The following is a 20,542-nucleotide window of genomic DNA, read 5'->3' as shown; positions in this document are numbered from 1 at the left end:
CAGCGGGGATTTCGTGTCCGGCTGATCCACTCGGAAGCTTAATGCTGCTGTAAGGAGGCATTCACCTGAGCCGCGAAAAACCGCGCCCGGACGACGTATTTTGCTCATGTCGATCTACCGCGCTTAACTCCGAAAAGAGAGTCAAGCCATGGATTATGCGTCGCTGCCCCCCGAGGTCAATTCCGGGCTGATGTATACCGGCCCGGGATCGGGGCCGTTGCTGGCCGCGGCGGCCGCCTGGGACACGCTGGCCGCCGAGTTGGAGTCGACCGCCAGCGGCTATTCGTCGGAAGTTTCGGGCCTGAGCGGCCAGGCATGGTCGGGTCCGTCGTCGATGCTGATGGCGGCCGCGGCTACCCCTTACGCGGAGTGGCTATCGACTGCTGCCGCTCAGGCCGGGCAAACCGCCGTCCAGGCCTACGGGGCTGCGGCGGCCTACGAGGCGGCGTTCGCGATGACGGTGCCCCCGCCGGTGATCGCGGCCAACCGGGCGCAGCTGTTGGCGTTGGTCGCAACCAATTTCTTCGGACAGAACAGCCCCGCGATCGCGGCCACCGAAGCCCAGTATGCGGAGATGTGGGCGCAGGACGCCACCGCGATGTACGGCTATGCGGGCGCTTCTAAGTCCGCGAGCATGCTGGTCCCCTTCAAAGAGGCGCCACAGACCACCAACCCGTCCGGTCAGGGTGCCCAGGCCCAGGCCATGGCTCAGGCCGCCGGCAACGCAACCAGCGCTCACACTCAGTCCCTGGCGCAACTGACCTCGACCGTCAATCCCAGCGGCGTCAGCACGTACGGTCCTGGCTCGACCGTCACCGTCCAACCCGGGGGAACCGTCACTGCCGTCTCCGACGGCACCACCGTCACGGTCACCCAGGGCTCAGTCACCGTTCCCGCCGGCACCATCGTCTCCGTCGGCCCGACGGACACCTTCACCGCCGGCCCGGCCGGCGCCATGATCGCCGCTCACGGCCTCAACCCCCTTACCTTCGGCGCCGGCGTCACCTTCAACCCCGCCAGCTACGGGTACAGCTCCTTCACCGTCACCCAGGGCTCCGTCGTCGTCGCCAGCACCGGCAACAGCGGCTCCATCTCCCTCACGGCCGGCTCCTCGGTCACCGCCGGCTCGGCCGGTGCAACCATCAACGTCATCACCGGATCTGTCAGCGCGGCGGCCGCCCCCGCGGCCGGGGTCGGCTCGGCCGCACTGGTCACCACCTCCACGAGCACGGTGCTCACCACCATCACCGCCCCGGCCGTCACCGTCCCCACCACCGTCCCGACCTCCACCTCTGTCACCGTCACCACATTGACCTCCACCCCCGTCACTCTCACCTTCACGCCGACCACGAGTGGTCTGGCGTACAACCCGCTCCTCGCTCAAGTCTTCGGCTACGGCTCAACGGAGTACGCGATCGCGGAGTCCGCGATCACCGGCGCGGCTGCGGTCAGTGCTGCGGCGGTCGCCGAAGTGATCGCGGAGCTGTTCCCAGAGCTGTTGGCGGCGATGCTGATTTAGTGGCGGTGCCGATGCGTATTCTGCGGACGCATAACGGGTCTAGCTCTGCCGCAGCGGGCGGGCGCGCACCAGGGTCGGCCACCAGAACCACGGCCCCAGGAGTCGCAGGATGCACGGCACCACGAACGACCGCACGATCAGCGTGTCGAGCAGCAGGCCGATGCACACGGTGGAACCCACCTGACCGATGGTGCGCAGATCGCTGGTGAGCATCGCCAGCATGGTGAAGGCGAAGACCAAACCGGCCGACGTCACCACACCGCCCGTGCTCCCGAGCGCCCGGATCAGCCCGGTGTGAATGCCGCCGTGCAGCTCCTCCTTGACCCTGTTGATGAGCAACAGGTTGTAGTCCGAACCCACCGCCACCAGGATGATGAACGTCAGCGGCAGGACCAGCCAGTGCAGGTGCAGGCCGACCAGGTGCTGCCAAAAAAGGATGGACAGCCCGAAGGCGCCGGCATAGGAGAAGGCCACGGTGCCGGGAATCACCAAGGCCGCCACCAGACTTCGCGTGATGAACATCATGATCAAGAAGATCAGCACGAAGGCGGCGATCGCGGCGATCATCAGGTCGGACATCGCGTACTCCTTGATGTCCTTGTCGTTGGAGCCCGAACCGCCGATGTAGATGCGCGCGCCGGCCAACGAAGTCTCCTTGAGGATCGTCTTGATCGCGTCGGGAAACTGTTGGACGTGCTCCACGCCTTCGGGGCCCATGGCGTCGCCCTCGTGGGTGACGATGAAGCGGGCCGCCTTGCCGTCCGGCGACATCATCAGCTTCATGCCCGTCTTGACGTCGTCGTTGTCGAAGCCCTCGTGCGGGATGTAGAAGTAGTCGTCGCTGCGGGACTTGTCGAAGTCGTTGCCGACGTTGATCAGATCATCGAAGGTCTGCGCGGTCTGAATGGTCTGCAGGTCGGCGGATCCGTAGCTGTTCACCAGCTTCGACTGCAGCGCCTCGGTGTCGTCGGCGGTGGCCTTGAGTTGGGCGATGATCTGCGGGAAGGCTTTGTCCACCTCTTCCAGGGACAGCTTCGCGTCCGCGATGTCGTCGGCCAACTTGTCGACTTGATCGATCGCCTCGAACAGCGAACGGAACGTCCAGCAGATGGGGATGTCGAAACAGTGCCTCTCCCAATAGAAGTAGCTCTTGATCGGCCGGAAGAAATCCTCGACGTTGGAGACCTCGTCCCTGATGTCGTCGCTGACCCGTTGGAGGTCTTCGACGGTGAGAACCGTCTGGTGCAGCTCATCGGACACCTTCTGGAAAAAGCCGATCTCCTTCCGCAGCACCGCGACCGAGTGCGCCTGGATGTCGGCCTGCGCGTCGGTGTTGGAGTTCTGCTCCTTGCTGAAGGGCAGCTGTTGCCCGTTGCCGCTGCCCTGCGTGGTGAACAAGTAGGGGATGCTGGCGTGCTCGAGCGCCCGGCCCAAGGGTCTGGTCATGCCTTGCACCATCGCCACGCCGTGCAGGCGGATCAGGGCCTTGGCGACCCGGTCCAGCGAGATGAAGTCGGCCGAGTTGCGCATGTCGTGATCGGTTTCGACCATGATCATCTCGGAGAAGAGCTTGCTCTTGGGGAAGTGCCGATCCGCCGCCTGGAAACCCAGGTTGGCGGGCGCACTGGCCGGCTGGTACTGCCGGTCGTCGTAGTTCTGCCGGTAAGTCGGTACAAAGACCGCCCCGAGCATGACGACGGCGGAACTGGCCACCAGGATCGGCACCGGCCACCGCACGACGCTCGCCCCGATGCGCCGATACAGATATCCCTTGGCGCTGGTCCTCGGGTCGAACATCCCGAACAGGCTGCCGACGGTCAGCGCAGCCGGGCCCAGCGTCATCGCCGCGGCGATGGTGAACAGCATGGTGATCGCGACGGCGGGCCCCATGGTGTGGAAGTAGTTCAGGCGCGCGAACGTCAAGCAGTAACACGCGCCGGCGATCGTCAGCCCGGAGCCGATGATGATCGGCGCGACCCCCTTGTACGCGATGTAGAAACTGTCCTCCCGGCTTTCCCCGGCCTGCCGGGCCTCGTGATAGCGGCCCATCAGGAAGATGCCGTAATCCGTTCCCGCACCCAGGGTTAGGGCGATCACGATGTTCACCGCGAACGACGAGAGCTCGATGTATCCGAGGTGCCCGAGCGTGGAGATGATTCCCTTCGCCACGAGCATCTCGATGAGCACGCCGAGCAAGGGCACCAGCAGGGTGGAAGGGGTGCGGTAGACCAGCAGGAGCATCACGACGATGAGGATGATCGTGACGATCGTGACGTTGTTCAGGCTCGCGTTCGCGATGGCCAGCGTGTCCGAGGCCAGCGGAGCCGCGCCGCTGACGTAGACCTTGAGACCCGGTGGGGGCGGGTCGTTCTTGATGATGTCGCGGACGGCGTTCACCGACTGGTTGGCTTGAATCTGGCCGATGTCCCCGGCGAGACGAAGGAGCACATACGTGCACTTGCCGTCCACGCTCTGCGCTCCCGCCGCGGTGAACGGCTTACCCCACAGGTCCATCACGTACTGCACGTGCTGGGTGTCTTGTTGTAGGCGGCGCATCAGGTCGTCGTAGTACCGGTGGTCTTGGTCTCCCAACGGCCGGTTCGCCTCGAACACCACCATGGTCAAGTTGGTCGAGTTGGATTCGTGGAACTTCTCGCCGATGTGCAGCAACGCCCGCTGCGAGGGAGCGTAGTGCGGGACCATCGGCCCGGCGAGCTCTTCTGCGACCCGCTCCACCTGCGGCATGAACGTGTTCGTGGTGACCGCGAGAAGGCCCCAGAAGAAGATGATCGGTATGGCGAAAGCCCGCACCATCCTGGGGATGAACGGGCGTTTGGCCCGGGGCTCGTCGAGGCGATGCTCGGTCATGCCGACTTCACCCGGCACTCGACGTCGGCATCCGGATGGTCGTCCGACTGCTCGTCGCGGACGACGCCATCCACCAGCATCCGGCAACTCACCTGACCGCTACGAACATGCACCGAGATGCTGCCGGACGCCACGGAGAGCGTCGTGGTCTCCGTGTGGGACCACGGCAGACTCGTGAAATCGACCTGGTGCGGATGGCCGTCGATGTCGATGTAGACGAGCTTTCCCCCCTTGCCGGCGTTGCCGAACACTTCGTAGGTGATCCGTTTGAGATTGAACTGCTCGGGTGCCTGCGGGCCGTTGACGGTGATGACCGGCTCGGGTTCGGAGAACTGGTGCACCTTGTACATGCACAGCAGGCCCACCCCGACCGCAACAACGGTGACCAACGGCATCCAGCCCCGCTCCAAGGCAGTCCTGCCGACTGAACGACGGCTCACTCCCTCACCTTTCGCGACCCAGTCCTACAAACGTTCCCGCCTCAGCTCCGCCCCCCGAAGGACCGCCAGGAGCCCGTCATATATCAACAAGGTTGACATATGTCGGTAAAGAGATTACTGCAGCCGGGCCGCCGGCGCGATCTCGGTGTGTCGAACCTGGGTCGCGGAACCGTCATGCTGCGATGGGCGCGCTGCGCAGCCGCCTCTTCAGCCGTGCGCTACTGCGAAGCCGTAGAGCCAGGTTGGTCGACGTCAGCATGGGAATCACCCCGAGAAATGTGCGCTCCGACGGTGTCGCTCCGTGCAGGTGGTAGAGGCTGCCGAACACGTAGAAGCAGCCCAGCATGAACAACGCGCCCGGGATGCAGAGCGCCATGAGGGAGCCGCGGTCGGCGACGACCTGCCGGGCGTAATCCAGCTCTTCGGCAGACATGGGTTCGCGTTTGCGCAATTTGCGCACGACCTCTTTGGCGCTGCCGATTTCCTCGCTCATCGGGCTGGTCGTCCGCCTCTCCAGCCGCCTGACGTACACGGCGGCAATGGCGGCAAGTGTCAGTGCCAGGCCCAACGCGACCACGGTCAGCAGGCCGAACAACCCCTCAGTCACGATCACACTCCTTCGGAGCCACCGCTTCCGGTCGTTGACGACGTCACGGACGACGGGCCCCACCAGAAAGGCGCCCGGCCGGTGCTCATCTCCGAAACCTTACTTCTCGGGAGTCAGAACCCGAAGTCGCCGCCGCCGGAATCCGAGCCACCGCCGCCGAAATCGGACCCGCCACCCGAGTCCCAGCCGCCGCCGAAGTCCACGTCGCCGCCGCTGGAGTACGCGCCGCCGTCGCCTGCGAAGCCGGTGTCGTCGCCGGAGTCATAGCCGCCGCCGAACCCGACATCGCCCTGCGGGCTGTCATAACCGCCACTTTGCCCGCCGTCATAGCCGGCGTCCGTGTACGCCGAATCGCGGCCGGCTTCGAAGCCGCGTTCGTAGCCGCCGCCCCAGTGGTCGTCCAGCAGCGCATCCATCAGCAGGACGTCGGTCAGCGCCCAACCCCAGCCCGGACCCCAGAACGCGTACGGGTAATACCCGGGGTAGAAGAACATCCCGTTGTAGTAGCCACCCCCGTAGTAGTGGGGATAGCCGGGCTGCGGGGTGGTGCTGTAGTTGTTGTTGTTGATCGTCACGTACTCCCCGGTGTCGGGGTTTTTCGTGCGCACCGAGGCCTGCTTGCGGTCGTCCTCGGGCACCGAGTCGACGGCGGCGACGTTGGGTGCCGGGTGACCTGGGTTGAGCTTCTGGTTGGCCTTGGCCACCGTCGACTGCACCACGCTCAGGTGTGCCCGCGCCGCACCGTAGTCCCCTGTCTCATAGGCCTTCCTGGCGTCATACAGGCTGGCGTTCGCCTTGGTGGACTCCGCGCTGACGTCCGTTTCGCTGTTGGTGAGCACCGCGTTGTCGAGGTCGCCGACATCCGCTGTGGCGGTGATCAATTCCTGCTTGATCTGCTCGCGCGCCTCTGCGTCCGTGCGGCGCTTGCGCTTTCGGCTCGCCACGAACCAGACCAAGCTGATGACGCTCAACGCGACGGCGAGAAAGACCAGCAGCGTCCACAGCCACGACCACCGGTCGGGGTTCCTGTGCACCACGGGCGACGTCGTCGCCGGTCCACCCGAGGACACGTCCACTCTGGCGAGCCTGCCGACGAATTCGCTGGTCGCGCCGTACGGGTCGTTTCGGTGGTTTCTGGCCGACTGGCTCATGAGCGGGTCGACGCTGTCCGCGACCGCCTTGGGCACGTTGTAGGCGCGGACGTGGTAGCCCCTGGCGTCGATGACCAGGATGACGCCGCTGAAGGTGGGATCCCGGCGGAGCATGGCGGTGTGGACGGCGTCCGCGGTGGTCACTCCGGTCTGGCTGCGGGCCACCGCCGCCACCCAGACCGGCGGCGTGGAACTCCAGGTCCATCGGCTGGACAGGATCTGGTCGTTGAGCCCGTCGGGGTCCCGCAGCGGCGGATTCGCCGCCGGGTCGGCCAGGACGTGCGTCTGGGCGTTGAACTTGTCCACCAGCTGATCGGTATAGGTGTCGGCCGACGCGGACGGCGCGAGCAGCATCGCCAGCGCCATGGTCACTGGGGCCAGCGCAAGCCGACGGAATCGTAGGGTCACTTTTCTCCTGCCAGGGGTCACTGTGTCGATCCTTGCGGCGGAGCGGGAAAACGTCCACTGTCGAGCGCCGGTTCAGCCTTAGCCTGTGGCGATGCGCAGCGACGAGCGGCGATGGATGGCTGACCGCGGGCGGAGTGCCGGACCTACCGGCGTTGCGATGCTTCTTACATCTTCACGGTCAGCGGCCACACGTTCCAGATGTCGTCGCAGTATTCGGTGATCGCGCGATCCGACGAGAACTTGCCGCTGCGAGCGGTATTGAGGATGGACATCTTCGTCCACGACTCCCTGTCCTGCCACGCGGCGCTCACCTGCTCCTGGCAGTTGACGTAGGACGCAAAGTCGGCGCACACCAGGAAGGGGTCGTCATGGCGCAGGTTGTCGACCAGCGGGCGGAACACCTCGGTGTCGCCGTGCGAGAACGTTCCGGCCGCAATCAGATCCAGCACCGCGCGCAGCTCGTCGTTGCCGTCGATGTAATCGGCCGGGCGGTATCCGCCGGCCTTGACCGCCTCGACCTCCTGCTCCGTCAGGCCGAACAGGAAGAAGTTCTCCGGACCCACCTCGTCGCGCATCTCGACGTTGGCGCCGTCGAGCGTGCCGACCGTCAGGGCGCCGTTGATCATGAACTTCATGTTCCCGGTGCCCGACGCCTCCTTGCCCGCGGTGGAGATCTGCTCGGACAAATCGGCGGCCGGGTAGATCATGTGCGCGTTCTGCACGTTGAAGTTCGGCACGAACGCCACCTTCAGGAACCGGTTGACGTCCGGGTCGGCGTTGACGGTCTCCCCGACGGCGTTGATCAGCTTGATGATCCGCTTGGCCATGAAGTAGCCGGGGGCGGCCTTTCCGCCGAAGATGAAGGCCCGCTGCGGAATCGACAGGCCGGGGTCCTGCTTGAGGCGGCGATAGAGCGCCACCACGTGCAGGACGTTGAGATGCTGACGCTTGTACTCGTGGATGCGCTTGACCTGGACGTCGAACATCCAGTCCGGGTCGAGGTCCACGCCGGCTACCGAGCGGATGTACTTGGCGAGGCGCGCCTTGTTGTTGCGTTTGATGTCGCGCCATTCCCGCCGGAACGTGTGGTCGTCGACCAACGGCTCGAGTCCGCGCAGGCGACTCAGATCGGTCAGCCATCCATCACCGACGGTGCGGTCGAGCAGTTCGCGCAGCCCCGGATTGGCCAGCGCCAGGAAGCGGCGCGGCGTCACGCCGTTGGTCTTGTTGCTGAACCGTTCGGGCCACATCTCGTAAAAGTCTTTGAGCACACTGCTTTTCAGCAGCTCCGAGTGCAGTGCGGCGACACCGTTGATGGCGTGGCTACCGACGGTCGCCAGGTGCGCCATCCGGACGTTCTTGCCGCCGTTCTCGCCGATGAGCGACATCCGGCCGACCCGCTCCTCGTCACCCGGGAACCGAGCGCGCACTTCGTCGAGAAACCGGCGGTTGATCTCGTAGATGATCTCCAGGTGGCGCGGCAGCGCCTCGGCGAACATCTCCAGCGGCCAGGTCTCCAGCGCCTCCGGTAGCAGGGTGTGGTTGGTGTAGCCGAACGTCGCGACCGTGATCTCCCACGCCTCTTCCCAGTTGAATTCGCGTTCGTCGACCAACAACCGCATGAGCTCGGCGACGCCGATCGACGGATGGGTGTCGTTGAGTTGCAACGCAAAACGCTGAGGGAGTTCGGTCACCGAAACGTCGGCAAGGTCATCCATGATGTGCAGCACATGCTGCAGCGAACACGACACGAAGAAATACTGCTGCAGCAGGCGCAGCTGTTTGCCCGCCTCCGGCTCGTCGTTGGGATAAAGCACCTTGGTGACCGTCTCCGACATCACCTCGTCCTCGACCGCCCCGTAGTAGTCGCCGGTGTTGAAGGCTTCCAACGCGAACGACTTGACGGCGCGCGCGCTCCACAACGTCAGCACGTTGCAGGTGTTGACGCCGTAGCCCTGGATTGGGGTGTCGTAGGCGACCCCCTTCAGCACCCGCCCCGGCACCCATCGGACGCGGTCTTTGCCGGCGTCGTCCGTGTAGTGAGCGGCGTAGCCGCCCCATTTGACCACGTAGTTGACATCGGGTTTGGCGATCTCCCAGGGATTCCCGTGGTCCAGCCAGTTGTCGGTCTGCTCAACCTGCCAGCCATCGTGAATCTCCTGATCGAAAATGCCGAACTCGTAACGGATTCCGTAGCCGATCGCCGGTCGCTCCAGGGTGGCCAGCGAGTCCAGGTAGCACGCCGCGAGCCGGCCCAGGCCGCCGTTGCCCAGCCCCGGCTCCTCCTCACACGCCAGGACCGTGTCCAGGTTCTGCCCCATCGCCGTCAGCGCTTCACGGGCCGCCCGCTCCATGCCGAGATTGAGCAGGTTGTTACCCAGTTGCGGACCCATCAGGAATTCCGCCGACAGGTAGCAGGTCACCTTGCGGCCGAGATCGAGCGAGGTCTGGGTCGACACCACGCGGCGGTCCTGCATGCGGTCGCGCACGGCCAGTGCGAGCGCCCGGTAGTAATGCTCGGGCCGGCGGGCCGCGGCGGGCCGGCCGATCGAGTAGCGCAGGTGGTCGTTGATGGCCCGTTGCAGCGCGGCCGCGCTCATCCCGGTGCGAGAGTGCTCGACCAGATCGGCCCTCGCGGGACTTGAGGGGGCGATTCCGTCGGTGGGCGGCTGATCGACATCGGTCATCGTGAGTCCTACTCCCTCGAGGTTGCCGCAAATCAACCTGTCGTCCGGGGACGGCAGACCGTCAGTCTGGCAGTGATGTTTGCACACGAGGAGCGCAGCTGAAGGCTCTTACGTAAACACCAGCTCACGGGCCGGCGACGAATCGGCGCGGGCGGCCGTCGGGCCGCGGGATCTCGCGGTGGCGGGAATGGAGCGTCGTGTGTCTCAAAGCGAGGGGTGGCACGGCGCCGGATGCGCATATGTTTCGACCGTGTGGAACATCGACGGACGCAACGTGTTCGGAGAGGCCGCCGGCAGGGGAGAGCCAGCGCTGCTGCTGCACGGCTACCCGCAGAGCGCATCCTGCTGGCGCCATCAGATCGCGGCGCTGTCCGAGAGCCACCACGTCGTGGCGCCGGATTGGCCCGGCTTCGGCCGGTCGGATCCGCCGTCGACCGTGGCTACCTACGACAACGAGGTAGAGCGGCTCGAACGATTCGTGGCGGAGTTGGGGTGGCAACGGTTCAACCTGTGCGCCCACGACTACGGGGGCTTCATCGGACTCGGTTATGCCATCCGCCATGCCGAGCGAGTGCTGCGGCTTGCTCTCTTGAACACCCGTGCGCATGGCATCTTTCGCCCGGGGTTCTACCGCTTTTCCCGGGGGCAACGCTGGATCGCGACCCACCCGGCGCTGTCTGATGCCGCACACCGTCTTCCGCTGGCCGCGCTGCACCATCTGGCACTGACCCGCTATCGAAGGCTCGGCTGCTTCGACACCGCGCTGGAAGCCGAGTACCTGGGCTGGATGAATTCGCCCGAGGGGACGCGCACGTTCTGGAACTTCTTCTCGCATTACCCGGTGCCCGCCGTTCCGTGGCTGGCGGACGGACTCGGGACGATCCGGTGCCCGGTGGCCGTGATCTGGGGTGACCGCGATCCCTATATCCCGTTCGGCACCGCGCGCGAACTGGCCGGGTCCATCCCGCACGCCACACTAATTCGGCTGCCGGGCGCCGACCACTATGTCATGGAGGAACGGCCCGACGAGGTGACCGCGGCGCTGCTCGACCTGCTGAGTGCGCCGCTAGCCGCCCGCGCCTGACGTCAGTGGGCGCCGGACAGGTTCAACGTGACCACGCCGGCGATGATCAACCCCACGCCGACCACCTTGGCGACGGAGACCGTCGAGCCGAGAAACAGCACCGCGATGAGCACGATCAGGGCCGTACCGATTGCCGACCACAGCGCGTAGGCGACGTCTGTCTGCATGCCGCGCGAGATCGACAGTGCCAGCAGCGCAAACGAGATGGCGTAACCCGTCAGGCAGATGACCGTCGGCCACAGCCTGGTGAAGCCCTCCGTGCTCTTGAGCAGGCTGGTGGCGGCCACTTCCGCGAGGATGGCGCAGAGGAGAAGGACGTATGTCAAGGAGTCTCCTTGGACGGGCGACGGGCGGACTGGTTCGGGAGCTAACCCGATGAGGATTCCTTGGGTTCTTGGGCCTTCGCCTCGTCCTCCAGGGCCTCCAGCCGGCTTTCTTGTGCGGCCTGCCAATGATCATCGGCCGCTTGTTGCAGCCGAGCGGTGGGCCCCAGCCCTTGCAGTGCGGCCCGTTGATAGCTGTTCGCCGTTTGCTCGTGCACCCGGGCCAACTCTTCGTGCCGCCGGGCCGCGGCGCGGTGAGCCGCTTGCGCGCGGAGCAAGGATTCCTCGGCACGGCGGTGCGCCAGCTCCACCGACTCAGGCGTCGGGCGCTCGCCCGCGGCCAATTCCGCCCTTCGCTGGTTGAGCTCTTTCACCCGCTGTTGGACCTTGGCGGCCCAGTCCGAAGGGTCCGATCGCCGATCGGGGAAAGTCTCGGCCATCACCACATTTCCATCCACCAGAGTCCACGAGTTGGCGTCTTGATCACCCGATGTACGCGAGTATGACGTTACGCCGAAATGGCGCAGCCACGGACCGCATCGCGTGGTGACCGGTTTGGCCGGCACGCCGAGGAAGACGAGGACATGAGCGCCCTATGAACTCTTCCGCTCGGGCGTTGCGGTTCGACGCCAGCGACGCGGTCGGGGAGCAAGCATCCCTGGCGGCGACCTACTATCCCGCGCGCACCGGCGGGGCGACCGTGGGCGTGCTGGTCTGTCTGCCGGGCGGCACCTACAGCCGCGACTACTGGGACCTGTGCATCCCCGGCCAGCACGGCTACAGCTTCGCCGAGTTCGCCACCGGAAACGGCTACGCCGTGGTAACCATCGACCCGCTGGGCACCGGCGAGAGCTCCCAGCCCGCAGGCGATTTCGGATTCCGCGACATCGCTGCGGCGCTCGCGCACGCCGTCTCCGCGTTGCCCGAGGCGATCGGAATCCAGGCGCCTCCGGTGGCGGTGGCCCATTCCCTCGGCGGCTACCTGGCAATCACACAGCAGGCGCTGTTCTCCAGCTTCACCGCACTGGCCCTTCTCGGGTGCACCAATCAGCACGTCGCGCCGCTGAACCTGGATCCGGCGTTCATCGCCCGGTCGGCAACCGCGCGGGGACGCGAGGAACTCGCCCGGGAGATCCTGTCCGCCCTGCCGGAGCCCTACTTCGAGGGACCCCGTGAGCACCTGCAGAGCTGGTTCCACCTGGCCGACGTTCCGGCCGGCGTCGTGGCGGCGGACTGCGTCGTCGCCAGGTCGATGGTGCCGCGAGTGTTCGGCACCGCCATGGTCCCGGGGGTCGTCGCCGACCACGCCGCACTGATCGACGTCCCCGTGTTGATCGGGTACGGCGTCGTCGACGTCTCGCCGGACCCGCGCGGCGAAGCCGCCCTGTATCGCAGTTGCCCGGACATCACCACGCTGGTTCTGGCCGACAGCGCGCACTGCCACAACATGGCCTCGAGCCGCCATCGGCTTTGGCGGCGCCTGCTCGACTGGGCCGCGACCGTAACCTCGCAGTCGTGACAGCGGATCTGGGCCGGCGACTGGATCGCCACACCCCGGCGGTGCTGAGTGTGTTTCGGGTCGTCTACGGTTTGCTCTTCGCCGCATACGGGTCCAGGAGCCTGTTCGATTGGCCCGTCCGTTCGCCGGTTCGCGTCGAGTTCGGCTCCTGGCCGGGGTGGTATGCCGGGTTGATCGAAGTCGTCGCGGGTCTGCTCATCGGCACGGGCCTGTTCACCCGCGCCGTCTCGTTGGTGGCCTCGGGGCAGATGGCGGTCGCCTACTTCTGGATCCACCAACCCCAAGCGCTGTGGCCCGTCGCCGATCCGCCGGCCGGCAACGGTGGGGCCTTGGCGATCCTGTTCTGCTTCGCGTTCTTGCTGCTGGTCTTCGCGGGGGGCGGGAACTACTCGATCGACGCGGTGCGCGCCAGGACGGCACTTTCGGCCAAGCCTCGATAATGGCATTCTCTGATACGGAGAAGCCATTTCCATATAGAAGGGCCGAAGATGAGCGTAGACCAACGCTGCGAGGGGATGGTGGCCCTCGTCACCGGCAGCAGCCGCGGGCTGGGCAAGGCGATCGCCGCACGGCTCGCCGCACACGGTGCCACGGTCGCGCTGACCGCCCGCACGATGGACCCTGACCCCAAGTACCGGGGATCGCTGAGGGAAACCCTGGACGAGATCGTGGCCGGCGGCGGGAAGGCTGTCGCGGTCCAGGCCGACCTGTCCCAATCCGAGGAGCGGGCAAGGCTTTTCGCCGAGGTGGTCAGCGCGGTCGGGCCTCCGGACATTCTGGTCAACAACGCGGCGGTGACCTTCCTGCGTCCCCTGGACGGATTTCCCGAACGGCGGGCCCGCCTGATGATCGAGATGCACGTCCTCGGTCCGCTGCAGTTGAGCCAGCTGGCGATCCCCGCGATGCGCGAGCGCGGGAGGGGCTGGATCCTGAACCTCACCTCGGCGGGCGGCGACCTGCCGCCGGGACCGCCGTTCTCCGAGTTCGACCGCACCGCCGGCTTCGGCATCTACGGGACGGTCAAGGCCGCGCTGAACCGGCTGACGAAAAGCCTTGCGGCCGAGCTGTACGACGACGGAATCGCCGTCAACGCCGCCGCGCCCAGCAATCCCGTGGCCACACCCGGGGCCGGCACCCTCGATCTGGCCAAGACCGACACCGAGGACATCGAACTGATCACCGAGACCGCCCTGCGGCTGTGTACCGGTGATCCGAAAATCCTGACCGGCCGCATCGCGCACACTCAGCCCTTCCTCGCCGAGGTGGGCTGGACAAAGTCCGCCAACTGAATGGCCGAGCTCGATTCGGACGAGCTGCGGCGGCGACTGGGCGGTGCCGGCGTCACCGGCATTGCCCCACTGACCGGCGGCGCCTCCAGCCTGACGTTCAGCGGGGACCTTGGCGGGCGACCGGTCGTGATCAAGGTCGCTCCGCCCGGTGTCGACCCGGTCGGTCACCGCGACGTACTGCGTCAGGCCCGCATCATCAAGGCGCTTGCCGGAACGGGAGTTCCGGTGCCGGAGGTGCTGCGGGAGGACCCGGGGGACCCCCCGCGCATACCGCCTTTGTTCGTGATGTCGCACGTCGAAGGCGACTGTGTGGAACCACTTTTCGACGGTTGCGCCGCTTCGCCCACGCTTCCCGAGCGGTACCGCAACGCATGCCGGACCATGGCCGTCCTGCACGGCCTGTCGCCGAGTGAGCTCAGCCTGGATGACGAACCGCCCGTCGATGCGGGCGCCGAGGTCCGGCGGTGGTCACAGACGCTGCGAACGGTGGACGCGACGCTGGTGCCCGATTGGCCGGCGGTGCGTGACGCGTTGTCGAGTTGCGCCCCAAGGGCGATGCGGCCGAGCGTGGTGCACGGTGATTTCCGGCTGGGCAACCTGCTGGCCGCCGGATCCGGCATCAACGCGGTAATCGACTGGGAAATCTGGTCGGTCGGCGATCCGCGCATCGACGCCGGCTGGTTTCTGATCAACTGCGACCCCGACACCTACGGGCGCTTTTCCGGGCCGGCCGGCATGGTGCCGCCCGTGGCCGAACTCGCAAAGCTCTACCAAGAAGGGCTGGGCCGCGGGGTCACCGACCTGGCCTGGTTCGAGGCGCTCGCGTGCTTCAAGTCGGCCGCGACGTGGTCCCTGATCGTCAAACACAACCGGCGACGGCGCAGTCCGCGGCCGGAATTGGAGGCCATGGCGGCAACGCTCCCGAGGTTGCTGGCCCGGGCGCGGTCACTGCTGGATTAGCGCGGCCCCTGCTCAGCTGCAGTTGGCGTGGAGATTTTGGCACCACATTCCGACGCCACCCCAATCACCTGACGTGCCGACCGAATCTTCGTATGGGTTCGTCATTGTGGTCGGGTACTGGATCTGCCATTCGTCGATCGTCGGGATGTCGTCCACCTGGCCTGGGTCCGGAGACGCGAGGGCCCTTCCGGCCGAAAATCCGCTGCCGCCTATCAAAACTGCAAGGGCCGTCAATCCCACGATGAGTAGAGCAGCATACCTACGCTTCATCATCGTGGCCCTTCGGTCGTCTGCCTGAAATGCTGGCTAACTGCGCCTAATTCTACCTACGGTGTCCATATCGCATAAGAGTCACGAACACACAACAAAATCGATCGGCCGCCCAGCAAATTTCGCGACTCGAATCGGCAAGTGCGTACCTTGGCGTGCGTGAGGCCGGTAGCCGTGGTCGTTCGTCGCGCGCTGGTGGTCGCCGTTTGCCTCGTCATGGCTGTGGTCGCGGCGCCGGCGGCGACCGCTGATCCCGATGACGGTCCCGAGATCGAGCCTGCCGCTGCAGCTTCGGCACCGGCCGGGGGTGCGGTGCCCTCGAATCCCCCCGTCATGCTCAACACTCCCGACGGCTGGACCCTGGGGCTGGGCGCGAAGGACGAGGCGCAGCTTCCGGTGGCGCCGCTGACCACCTCCATCGCGTCGCGCGAATACATGGCCAGCGGCATCTACGTCGGCTCCCTGAAAGGACCCGAAGAGCCCCACGGAATCCTGGAAGTCGGCTATCAGATCGGCTGCGGGATCGATATGAGCACCTCCAACGGCGTGATCATGGAGGGCGGTGTCGGCATCATCCCGGGCGTCAGCCCGACCTTCGACACCACCGGTACCTTGCCGCCCCTGCTGCCGTTTGTTTCGACTCCGCTGAACGGCGTGATGAGCATCGGAATGAAGCCCGGCCTGGTCATCACGGTGCCGGTGATCAAGAAACAATTCAAGGGCGCCAATCCCTGGGTCATGATCAGCAACTTCCACATCAAGATCGACGGGTGCGTGGGCCAGTCCTTCATCCGCTCCTACGCGGTGCTGACCCGAATGACCGACCTGTCCGACGTGGTGCTGTCGTACGTCGGCGTCACCAAATCGGTCTAAGGCCGATGGTGGCGACCCGCTTCGCCCGGCTCCGCCGCGCTAGCGATCGCCACGCCGCGGGGGATGCCGGCCAGCCTGTCGGCGAACTTCGCTTCCGCGGCCGCGCGCAACCGCAGTAAATGTTCGGACGGGAACAGATCGGGCGCGGGCTCGCGGTCCTTCAACAGCAGCCGGGCCAGCGTCACCTTGTGCACCTCGGTCGGGCCGTCGGCAAGGCCCAGCACGAACGACTCCACCAAGTGCTGCACAAAGGGCATCTCGTGGGTGGTGCCGAGCGACCCGTGCAGCTGCAGCGCCCGCGCCGACACGTCGTGCAGGACCTTCTGCATCATCGCCTTCACCGCCGAGATATCGGCACGCACCGCCTGATAATCGTTGAATTGGTCGATCTTCCAAGCGGTTTGCAGGGTGAGCAGCCGGAAGGCCTCGATCTCCATCCACGAGTCGGCGACCATCTGCTGAACGAGTTGCTTGTTGGACAGCACCTCGCCCTGGGTGTATCTCGACACGGCGCGCTCGCAGAGCATGTCGAAGATCCGGCGGACCAGGCCGACGGTGCGCATCGCGTGGTGAATCCGCCCACCGCCCAAGCGGGTTTGCGCGACCACGAAGGCCCCACCCCGCGGGCCCAGCATGTGATCGGCCGGAACGCGGACGTTCTCGTAGCGGACGTAGCCCTCGCGCCCTCCGCCCAGCGGTTGGTAGCCCAGCCCGACGTCGCGCAGCACGTTGATGCCGGGAGTGTCGCCCGGAACGACGAACATCGAATAACGCTGGTAGGGCGGCGCGTCGGGATCGGTCATGGCCATCACAATCAGGAACGACGCCATCGAGGCGAACGAGGAGAACCACTTCTCCCCGTTGATGATCCAGTGATCCCCGTCGGGCACGGCGGTGGTGCGGAAGACCTTCGGGTCGGCACCGCCCTGCGGCTCGGTCATCGAAAAGCAGGAAACGATGCGGTTGTCGAGCAGCGGCTCGAGGTAGCGGGCCTTGAGCTCCGGCGTGCCGTAGTGCGCCAGGATTTCGCTGTTTCCGGAGTCGGGAGCCTGGGAGCCGAAGACGATCGGCGCGCACTCCGAGCGGCCCAGGATCTCGTTGAGCAGGGCCAGTTTCACCTGACCGTGGCCGGGTCCGCCGAGGTGCGGTCCGAGGTGGGTGGCCCAGAGGCCGCGCTCCTTGACGATGTCTTGCAGCGGCGGGATCAGCGCCTGGCGCACCGGGTCGTTGAGATCGTGCGACTCCTTGACGATCATGTCGATCGGCTCGCATTCTTCGCGCACGAAGTCCTCGACCCACTCGAGTTGCCGCGCCCACTCGGGGTCGGTGGAGAAGTCCCACGACATGCGCCGTCCTCTCTAGGTTGTTGACTCTGAGCCGCTTTGGGCCACCACGCCCGCGCGCTCGAGCGCGGTGATGGCGTTGTCGTCCAACCCGATTTCGCGCAGCAGCGTGCGCGTGTGGTCACCGGGAAGCGAGGGGGAAGTGGGGGTCGCCGGCCAGGTACGGGAGAACCGGGGCGCCGGCGCCGGTTGGGTGATGCCGTCGATGTCGATGAACGTCTTCCGCGCGGCAAGATGTGGGTGCCGCGGCGCCTCGGCCAGCGAAAGGACCGGTGTCGCACAGCATCCCGGCGTATCGAGGAGCCGCGCCCACTCCTCACGCGATTTCTCGGCGAAGCGGGCGGCCAGTGTGGCCCGGTGCGCGGCCCACGTTTCCGGTGCGTCTTCATCGTGGGGCACGTCGACGCCCAGATGATCGCACAGCTCCGCGTAGAACTTCGGCTCCATCGCGCCGACGGCGAAATGACCGCCGTCTGCCGTGGCGTAGACGCCGTAGAAGTGGGCGGCGCCGTCGAGCAGGTTGTCGTGGCGTCGGTCGCGCCAGGTGCCGGCGGGCACCATCCCGAAATAGGGCGCCAGCAGCGTGGCGACCCCGTCGACCATGGCGACATCCAGCACCTGACCGGTGCCGGATCCGCGGGCCTCGAGGATCGCGCTCAGCAGGCCGACCGCCAGCAGCATGCCGCCGCCGCCGTAGTCCCCGACCAGGTTCAGCGGCGGCACCGGGGATTCGGCGGCGCCGATGCCGTGCAGGGCACCTGCCAGGGCGATGTAGTTGATGTCGTGGCCGGCGTGCCCGGCCAGCGGCCCGTCCTGGCCATACCCGGTCATGCGGGCGTACACCAGGCGGGGATTGCGCTCGCACAGCGCATCCGGGCCGATGCCGAGTCGTTCGGCCACTCCGGGCCGGTACACGTCAACGAAGGCGTCCGCGTCGGCGACCAGGCGGTGAACCAGGTCCCTGCCGCGTGGATCCTTGACGTCGGCGGCGAGCGACCGCTGGCTACGACGCACCGAGTAATCGATGGGGAGCGGACCGTCCACACCGGGAAGGCCGTCGACGCGGATGACGTCGGCGCTCAAGTCGCCCAACAACATTCCGCAGAACGGGGCGGGCCCCAGGCCGCCCATCATCACGATGCGCACGCCGCGCAGCGGTCCGGTCACGACGACCATTTCTTGCGGCGCTCGGCCGCCTCGTCCGTGGCGTGCGAGATCACCTGGTTGCGGTTCTCCAGCTCCAGAGCCGCCGACAGGCTCGCGGCGTCGGTGTTGACCTGCAGCGCACGCTTGGTCAGTTGCGCTCCGAGCGGCGAATGGCTCGCTATCAGCGCCGCCAACTCGACCGCGCGTTCGGCCAGCCGATCCGGCTCGACCACCTCACTGACCAGACAGCGCCGATCGGCTTCGGCGGCCGAAACCGTGCGGCCGGTGAGCATCCAGTCGGCGGCCACGCTGGTGCCGACGATGCGCGGCAGGTGGTAGCTCATCCCCATCTCGGCGCCGGAGAGCCCGAGCAGGATGGCGGCATTGCCGAACGATGCGTTCTGCGAACAGATTCGGATGTCGGCGGCCAAACACAGCGCGAGTCCGGCTCCGACGCAGGGGCCGTTGACCGCGGCGACGACGGGTTGCGGCAAGGCCCGGACGGCTTCCGCCAGGGCGGCCATCCGCTCCTGGAAGCGCATCCGATCCAGCGCGGGTGCACTGGCCTCCAGCATCGAAGGGCCGAAGTCGAGCACGTCGATCCCGGCGCAAAAGCCGCGCCCGGCACCGGTCAGCACGACGGCACGCACCGAGTGGTCGGTGGCGAAATCGGCCAGCGTCTGGCCCAATTCGGTTTGCATCACCTCGTTGATGGCGTTGAGCTGCTTCGGGCGGTTCAGGCGCAGCACGGCGACCCCGTCGCACGGCCGCTCGAGCTCCAGCGCGCTCGGCATGGTCACACTCGCTCGATGATGGTCGCGGTACCCATTCCGCCGCCGGTGCACATGGTCACCAGACCCGTTGACAGGTCGCGGCGCTCGAGTTCGTCCAGCAGGGTGCCGATGAGCATCGCCCCGGTGGCGCCGATGGGGTGGCCCAGGGCAATGGCGCCACCGTTGACGTTGACCACCTCGGGATCGATGTCGAGATCGCGCACCGTCTTGAGCGGAACCGCGGCGAAGGCCTCGTTGATCTCCCAGAGGTCGATGTCCGCCACCGTCATGCCGGCGCGTTCCAGACATCGCTGGGCCGCCGGTCCGGGCGCGGTGAGCATGATGATCGGTTCGCTGCCGACCGTCGCGGCGGCGCGCACCTGAGCGCGCGGGGTGACGCCATGGGCGTGCATCCAGTTGGAGGAGGCGACCAGCACCGCGGCGGCCCCGTCGACCACCCCGGAGGAGTTGCCCGCGTGGTGAACGTGATCGACGTGGTCGATGCCGGGGTAGCGCTGAAGGCAGATCTCGTCGAAGGTGCGTTGCTCACCGTCGGCGCGGGTGTCACCCATCGCGGCGAAGGCAGGCTTGAGGCGCGCCAACGTCTCGGTGGTGGTGCCGGGGCGGGGATGTTCGTCGCGTCCGAAAGGGCCATCGGGGGTGGGGACGTCGACCAGCGAACGCACGAACCTTCCCTCGTCGATCGCCACGGCGGCGCGGCTCTGGCTCTGCGCGGCGTAGGCGTCGACCGTTTCGCGGGTGAAGCCCTCCAGCGTGGCGATCAGGTCCGCCGAAATGCCTTGGGGGACGGTAGGGTACCGCGCCCGGAAGTCGGGGTTGTGGCCGTCGATGGTCGGGATTCCCACGGTGGCGTCCCACCGGGACATCGATTCGACTCCGCCGGCGATCACCAGATTCTCGTTGCCGGCCGCGATCGACGACGCCGCGACCGTGACGGCCTGTTGGCCCGATCCGCAGAATCGGTTCAGCGTCATCCCCGGCACCGTCTCGGGCCACCCCGCGAGCAGAACCGACAGGCGCGCGATGTCGTCGCCGTGGTCGCCGCTGAGGATGCCGTTGCCCGCGATCACGTCATCGACGTCGGCGGGCTCGAAGCCGATCCGCTCGGCCAGCGCGGTGAGGCAACGGGCGAACAGGGTCTGCGGATGGACGGCGTGCAGTCCGCCGTCGGGGCGGCCTCGGCCGCGGGGCGTGCGCACTGCATCGAGGATCCAGGCGTCGATGACGGACTCCCATCGTTCGGGGGCGATGACCTCACAGA

At 66.6% G+C, this 20,542-nt stretch carries 18 protein-coding genes; 7 read left to right on the top strand and 11 right to left on the bottom strand.

Annotated features, from left to right (window positions below):
* Window positions 1-148 precede the first annotated feature (148 nt).
* Window positions 149-1,519 carry a PPE family protein gene (locus AWC03_RS28260; protein ID WP_420845638.1) on the top strand — a complete coding sequence of 457 codons (1,371 nt, stop codon included), beginning with the start codon at window positions 149-151 and terminating at the stop codon, window positions 1,517-1,519.
* 39 nt (window positions 1,520-1,558) lie between these two features.
* Here AWC03_RS28260 and AWC03_RS01665 read toward each other — a convergent pair whose 3' ends face one another.
* The 5 genes from AWC03_RS01665 to AWC03_RS01645 all read right to left on the bottom strand — a co-directional run bounded on the left by AWC03_RS01665 (window position 1,559) and on the right by AWC03_RS01645 (window position 9,593).
* A complete protein-coding gene (locus AWC03_RS01665; RefSeq protein ID WP_085238822.1) occupies window positions 1,559-4,387 on the bottom strand; it encodes an MMPL/RND family transporter in 2,829 nt (942 codons plus the stop codon).
* A complete protein-coding gene (locus AWC03_RS01660) occupies window positions 4,384-4,782 on the bottom strand; it encodes an MmpS family transport accessory protein (RefSeq protein WP_085238792.1) in 399 nt (132 codons plus the stop codon). The genes AWC03_RS01665 and AWC03_RS01660 overlap by 4 nt, the downstream gene beginning before the upstream one ends.
* Before the next feature lie 217 nt (window positions 4,783-4,999).
* Window positions 5,000-5,434 (bottom strand): hypothetical protein, encoded by a 435-nt coding sequence (locus tag AWC03_RS01655; protein WP_085238821.1) that lies wholly within the window; start codon window positions 5,432-5,434, stop codon window positions 5,000-5,002.
* A 113-nt stretch (window positions 5,435-5,547) separates the two neighbouring features.
* Entirely contained in the window at window positions 5,548-6,993 is a 1,446-nt protein-coding gene (locus tag AWC03_RS01650; RefSeq protein WP_085238791.1) for a hypothetical protein, read from the bottom strand.
* A 164-nt stretch (window positions 6,994-7,157) separates the two neighbouring features.
* Window positions 7,158-9,593: a glycogen/starch/alpha-glucan phosphorylase gene (locus AWC03_RS01645; protein WP_085238820.1), complete on the bottom strand. Its 2,436-nt coding sequence runs from the start codon at window positions 9,591-9,593 to the stop codon at window positions 7,158-7,160.
* Window positions 9,594-9,930: 337 nt separating this feature from the next.
* Between AWC03_RS01645 and AWC03_RS01640 the strand changes: the two genes are divergently transcribed.
* On the top strand, window positions 9,931-10,764 hold the full coding sequence (locus tag AWC03_RS01640) for an alpha/beta fold hydrolase (protein WP_244275404.1): 834 nt from the start codon (window positions 9,931-9,933) through the stop codon (window positions 10,762-10,764).
* Between the two features lie 2 nt (window positions 10,765-10,766).
* Here the strand turns inward: AWC03_RS01640 and AWC03_RS01635 are convergent, their stop codons facing one another.
* Window positions 10,767-11,090, bottom strand: coding sequence for a DMT family transporter (locus AWC03_RS01635; protein WP_085238790.1), 324 nt, complete (start codon window positions 11,088-11,090; stop codon window positions 10,767-10,769).
* A gap of 41 nt (window positions 11,091-11,131) precedes the next feature.
* The gene (locus AWC03_RS01630; protein ID WP_085238789.1) at window positions 11,132-11,527 is read right to left on the bottom strand and encodes a hypothetical protein; all 396 of its coding nucleotides are present in this window, start codon (window positions 11,525-11,527) and stop codon (window positions 11,132-11,134) included.
* A gap of 155 nt (window positions 11,528-11,682) precedes the next feature.
* Here AWC03_RS01630 and AWC03_RS01625 point away from each other — a divergent pair, with 155 nt between their 5' ends.
* The 5 genes from AWC03_RS01625 (at window position 11,683) to AWC03_RS01600 (ending at window position 15,998) form a co-directional block, all read left to right on the top strand.
* Window positions 11,683-12,606 (top strand): alpha/beta hydrolase, encoded by a 924-nt coding sequence (locus AWC03_RS01625; RefSeq protein ID WP_085238788.1) that lies wholly within the window; start codon window positions 11,683-11,685, stop codon window positions 12,604-12,606.
* Window positions 12,603-13,046, top strand: a complete 444-nt coding sequence (locus AWC03_RS01620) for a DoxX family protein (protein ID WP_085238787.1) — start codon at window positions 12,603-12,605, stop codon at window positions 13,044-13,046. The genes AWC03_RS01625 and AWC03_RS01620 overlap by 4 nt, the downstream gene beginning before the upstream one ends.
* A 48-nt stretch (window positions 13,047-13,094) precedes the next feature.
* Window positions 13,095-13,895: an SDR family NAD(P)-dependent oxidoreductase gene (locus AWC03_RS01615; protein WP_085238786.1), complete on the top strand. Its 801-nt coding sequence runs from the start codon at window positions 13,095-13,097 to the stop codon at window positions 13,893-13,895.
* A complete protein-coding gene (locus AWC03_RS01610; RefSeq protein ID WP_085238785.1) occupies window positions 13,896-14,855 on the top strand; it encodes a phosphotransferase family protein in 960 nt (319 codons plus the stop codon).
* A gap of 486 nt (window positions 14,856-15,341) precedes the next feature.
* The gene (locus AWC03_RS01600) at window positions 15,342-15,998 is read left to right on the top strand and encodes an MspA family porin (RefSeq protein WP_085238783.1); all 657 of its coding nucleotides are present in this window, start codon (window positions 15,342-15,344) and stop codon (window positions 15,996-15,998) included.
* On the opposite strand, the gene AWC03_RS01595 is transcribed toward AWC03_RS01600, so the two are convergent.
* From AWC03_RS01595 to AWC03_RS01580, 4 genes are read right to left on the bottom strand one after another with little or no spacing between them, the layout of a single operon-like run.
* Window positions 15,995-17,344: an acyl-CoA dehydrogenase family protein gene (locus AWC03_RS01595; RefSeq protein ID WP_085238782.1), complete on the bottom strand. Its 1,350-nt coding sequence runs from the start codon at window positions 17,342-17,344 to the stop codon at window positions 15,995-15,997. The genes AWC03_RS01600 and AWC03_RS01595 overlap by 4 nt on opposite strands.
* A 12-nt stretch (window positions 17,345-17,356) precedes the next feature.
* A complete protein-coding gene (locus AWC03_RS01590) occupies window positions 17,357-18,508 on the bottom strand; it encodes a CaiB/BaiF CoA transferase family protein (protein ID WP_085238818.1) in 1,152 nt (383 codons plus the stop codon).
* Entirely contained in the window at window positions 18,505-19,281 is a 777-nt protein-coding gene (locus tag AWC03_RS01585; protein WP_085238781.1) for an enoyl-CoA hydratase/isomerase family protein, read from the bottom strand. The genes AWC03_RS01590 and AWC03_RS01585 overlap by 4 nt, the downstream gene beginning before the upstream one ends.
* A 2-nt stretch (window positions 19,282-19,283) precedes the next feature.
* Window positions 19,284-20,480 (bottom strand): acetyl-CoA C-acetyltransferase, encoded by a 1,197-nt coding sequence (locus AWC03_RS01580; RefSeq protein ID WP_249025805.1) that lies wholly within the window; start codon window positions 20,478-20,480, stop codon window positions 19,284-19,286.
* Window positions 20,481-20,542: the final 62 nt, after the last annotated feature.

Source organism: Mycobacterium europaeum (assembly GCF_002102155.1).
GTDB classification, from domain to species: Bacteria; Actinomycetota; Actinomycetes; order Mycobacteriales; family Mycobacteriaceae; genus Mycobacterium; species Mycobacterium europaeum.
The sequence above is the reverse complement of the archived record's forward strand: the minus strand, read 5'-3'. Positions and strand labels throughout refer to the sequence as shown.

What these genes read in the sequence shown, in the direction of transcription:
- AWC03_RS28260 (WP_420845638.1), top strand. Translation starts at nt 149, where the DNA reads ATGGATTATGCGTCGCTGCCCCCCGAGGTCAATTCCGGGCTGATGTAT.
- AWC03_RS01665 (WP_085238822.1), bottom strand. Translation starts at nt 4,387, where the DNA reads ATGACCGAGCATCGCCTCGACGAGCCCCGGGCCAAACGCCCGTTCATC.
- AWC03_RS01660 (WP_085238792.1), bottom strand. Translation starts at nt 4,782, where the DNA reads ATGCCGTTGGTCACCGTTGTTGCGGTCGGGGTGGGCCTGCTGTGCATG.
- AWC03_RS01645 (WP_085238820.1), bottom strand. Translation starts at nt 9,593, where the DNA reads ATGAGCGCGGCCGCGCTGCAACGGGCCATCAACGACCACCTGCGCTAC.
- AWC03_RS01630 (WP_085238789.1), bottom strand. Translation starts at nt 11,527, where the DNA reads ATGGCCGAGACTTTCCCCGATCGGCGATCGGACCCTTCGGACTGGGCC.
- AWC03_RS01625 (WP_085238788.1), top strand. Translation starts at nt 11,683, where the DNA reads ATGAACTCTTCCGCTCGGGCGTTGCGGTTCGACGCCAGCGACGCGGTC.
- AWC03_RS01615 (WP_085238786.1), top strand. Translation starts at nt 13,095, where the DNA reads ATGAGCGTAGACCAACGCTGCGAGGGGATGGTGGCCCTCGTCACCGGC.
- AWC03_RS01610 (WP_085238785.1), top strand. Translation starts at nt 13,896, where the DNA reads ATGGCCGAGCTCGATTCGGACGAGCTGCGGCGGCGACTGGGCGGTGCC.
- AWC03_RS01600 (WP_085238783.1), top strand. Translation starts at nt 15,342, where the DNA reads ATGGCTGTGGTCGCGGCGCCGGCGGCGACCGCTGATCCCGATGACGGT.
- AWC03_RS01595 (WP_085238782.1), bottom strand. Translation starts at nt 17,344, where the DNA reads ATGTCGTGGGACTTCTCCACCGACCCCGAGTGGGCGCGGCAACTCGAG.
- AWC03_RS01585 (WP_085238781.1), bottom strand. Translation starts at nt 19,281, where the DNA reads ATGCCGAGCGCGCTGGAGCTCGAGCGGCCGTGCGACGGGGTCGCCGTG.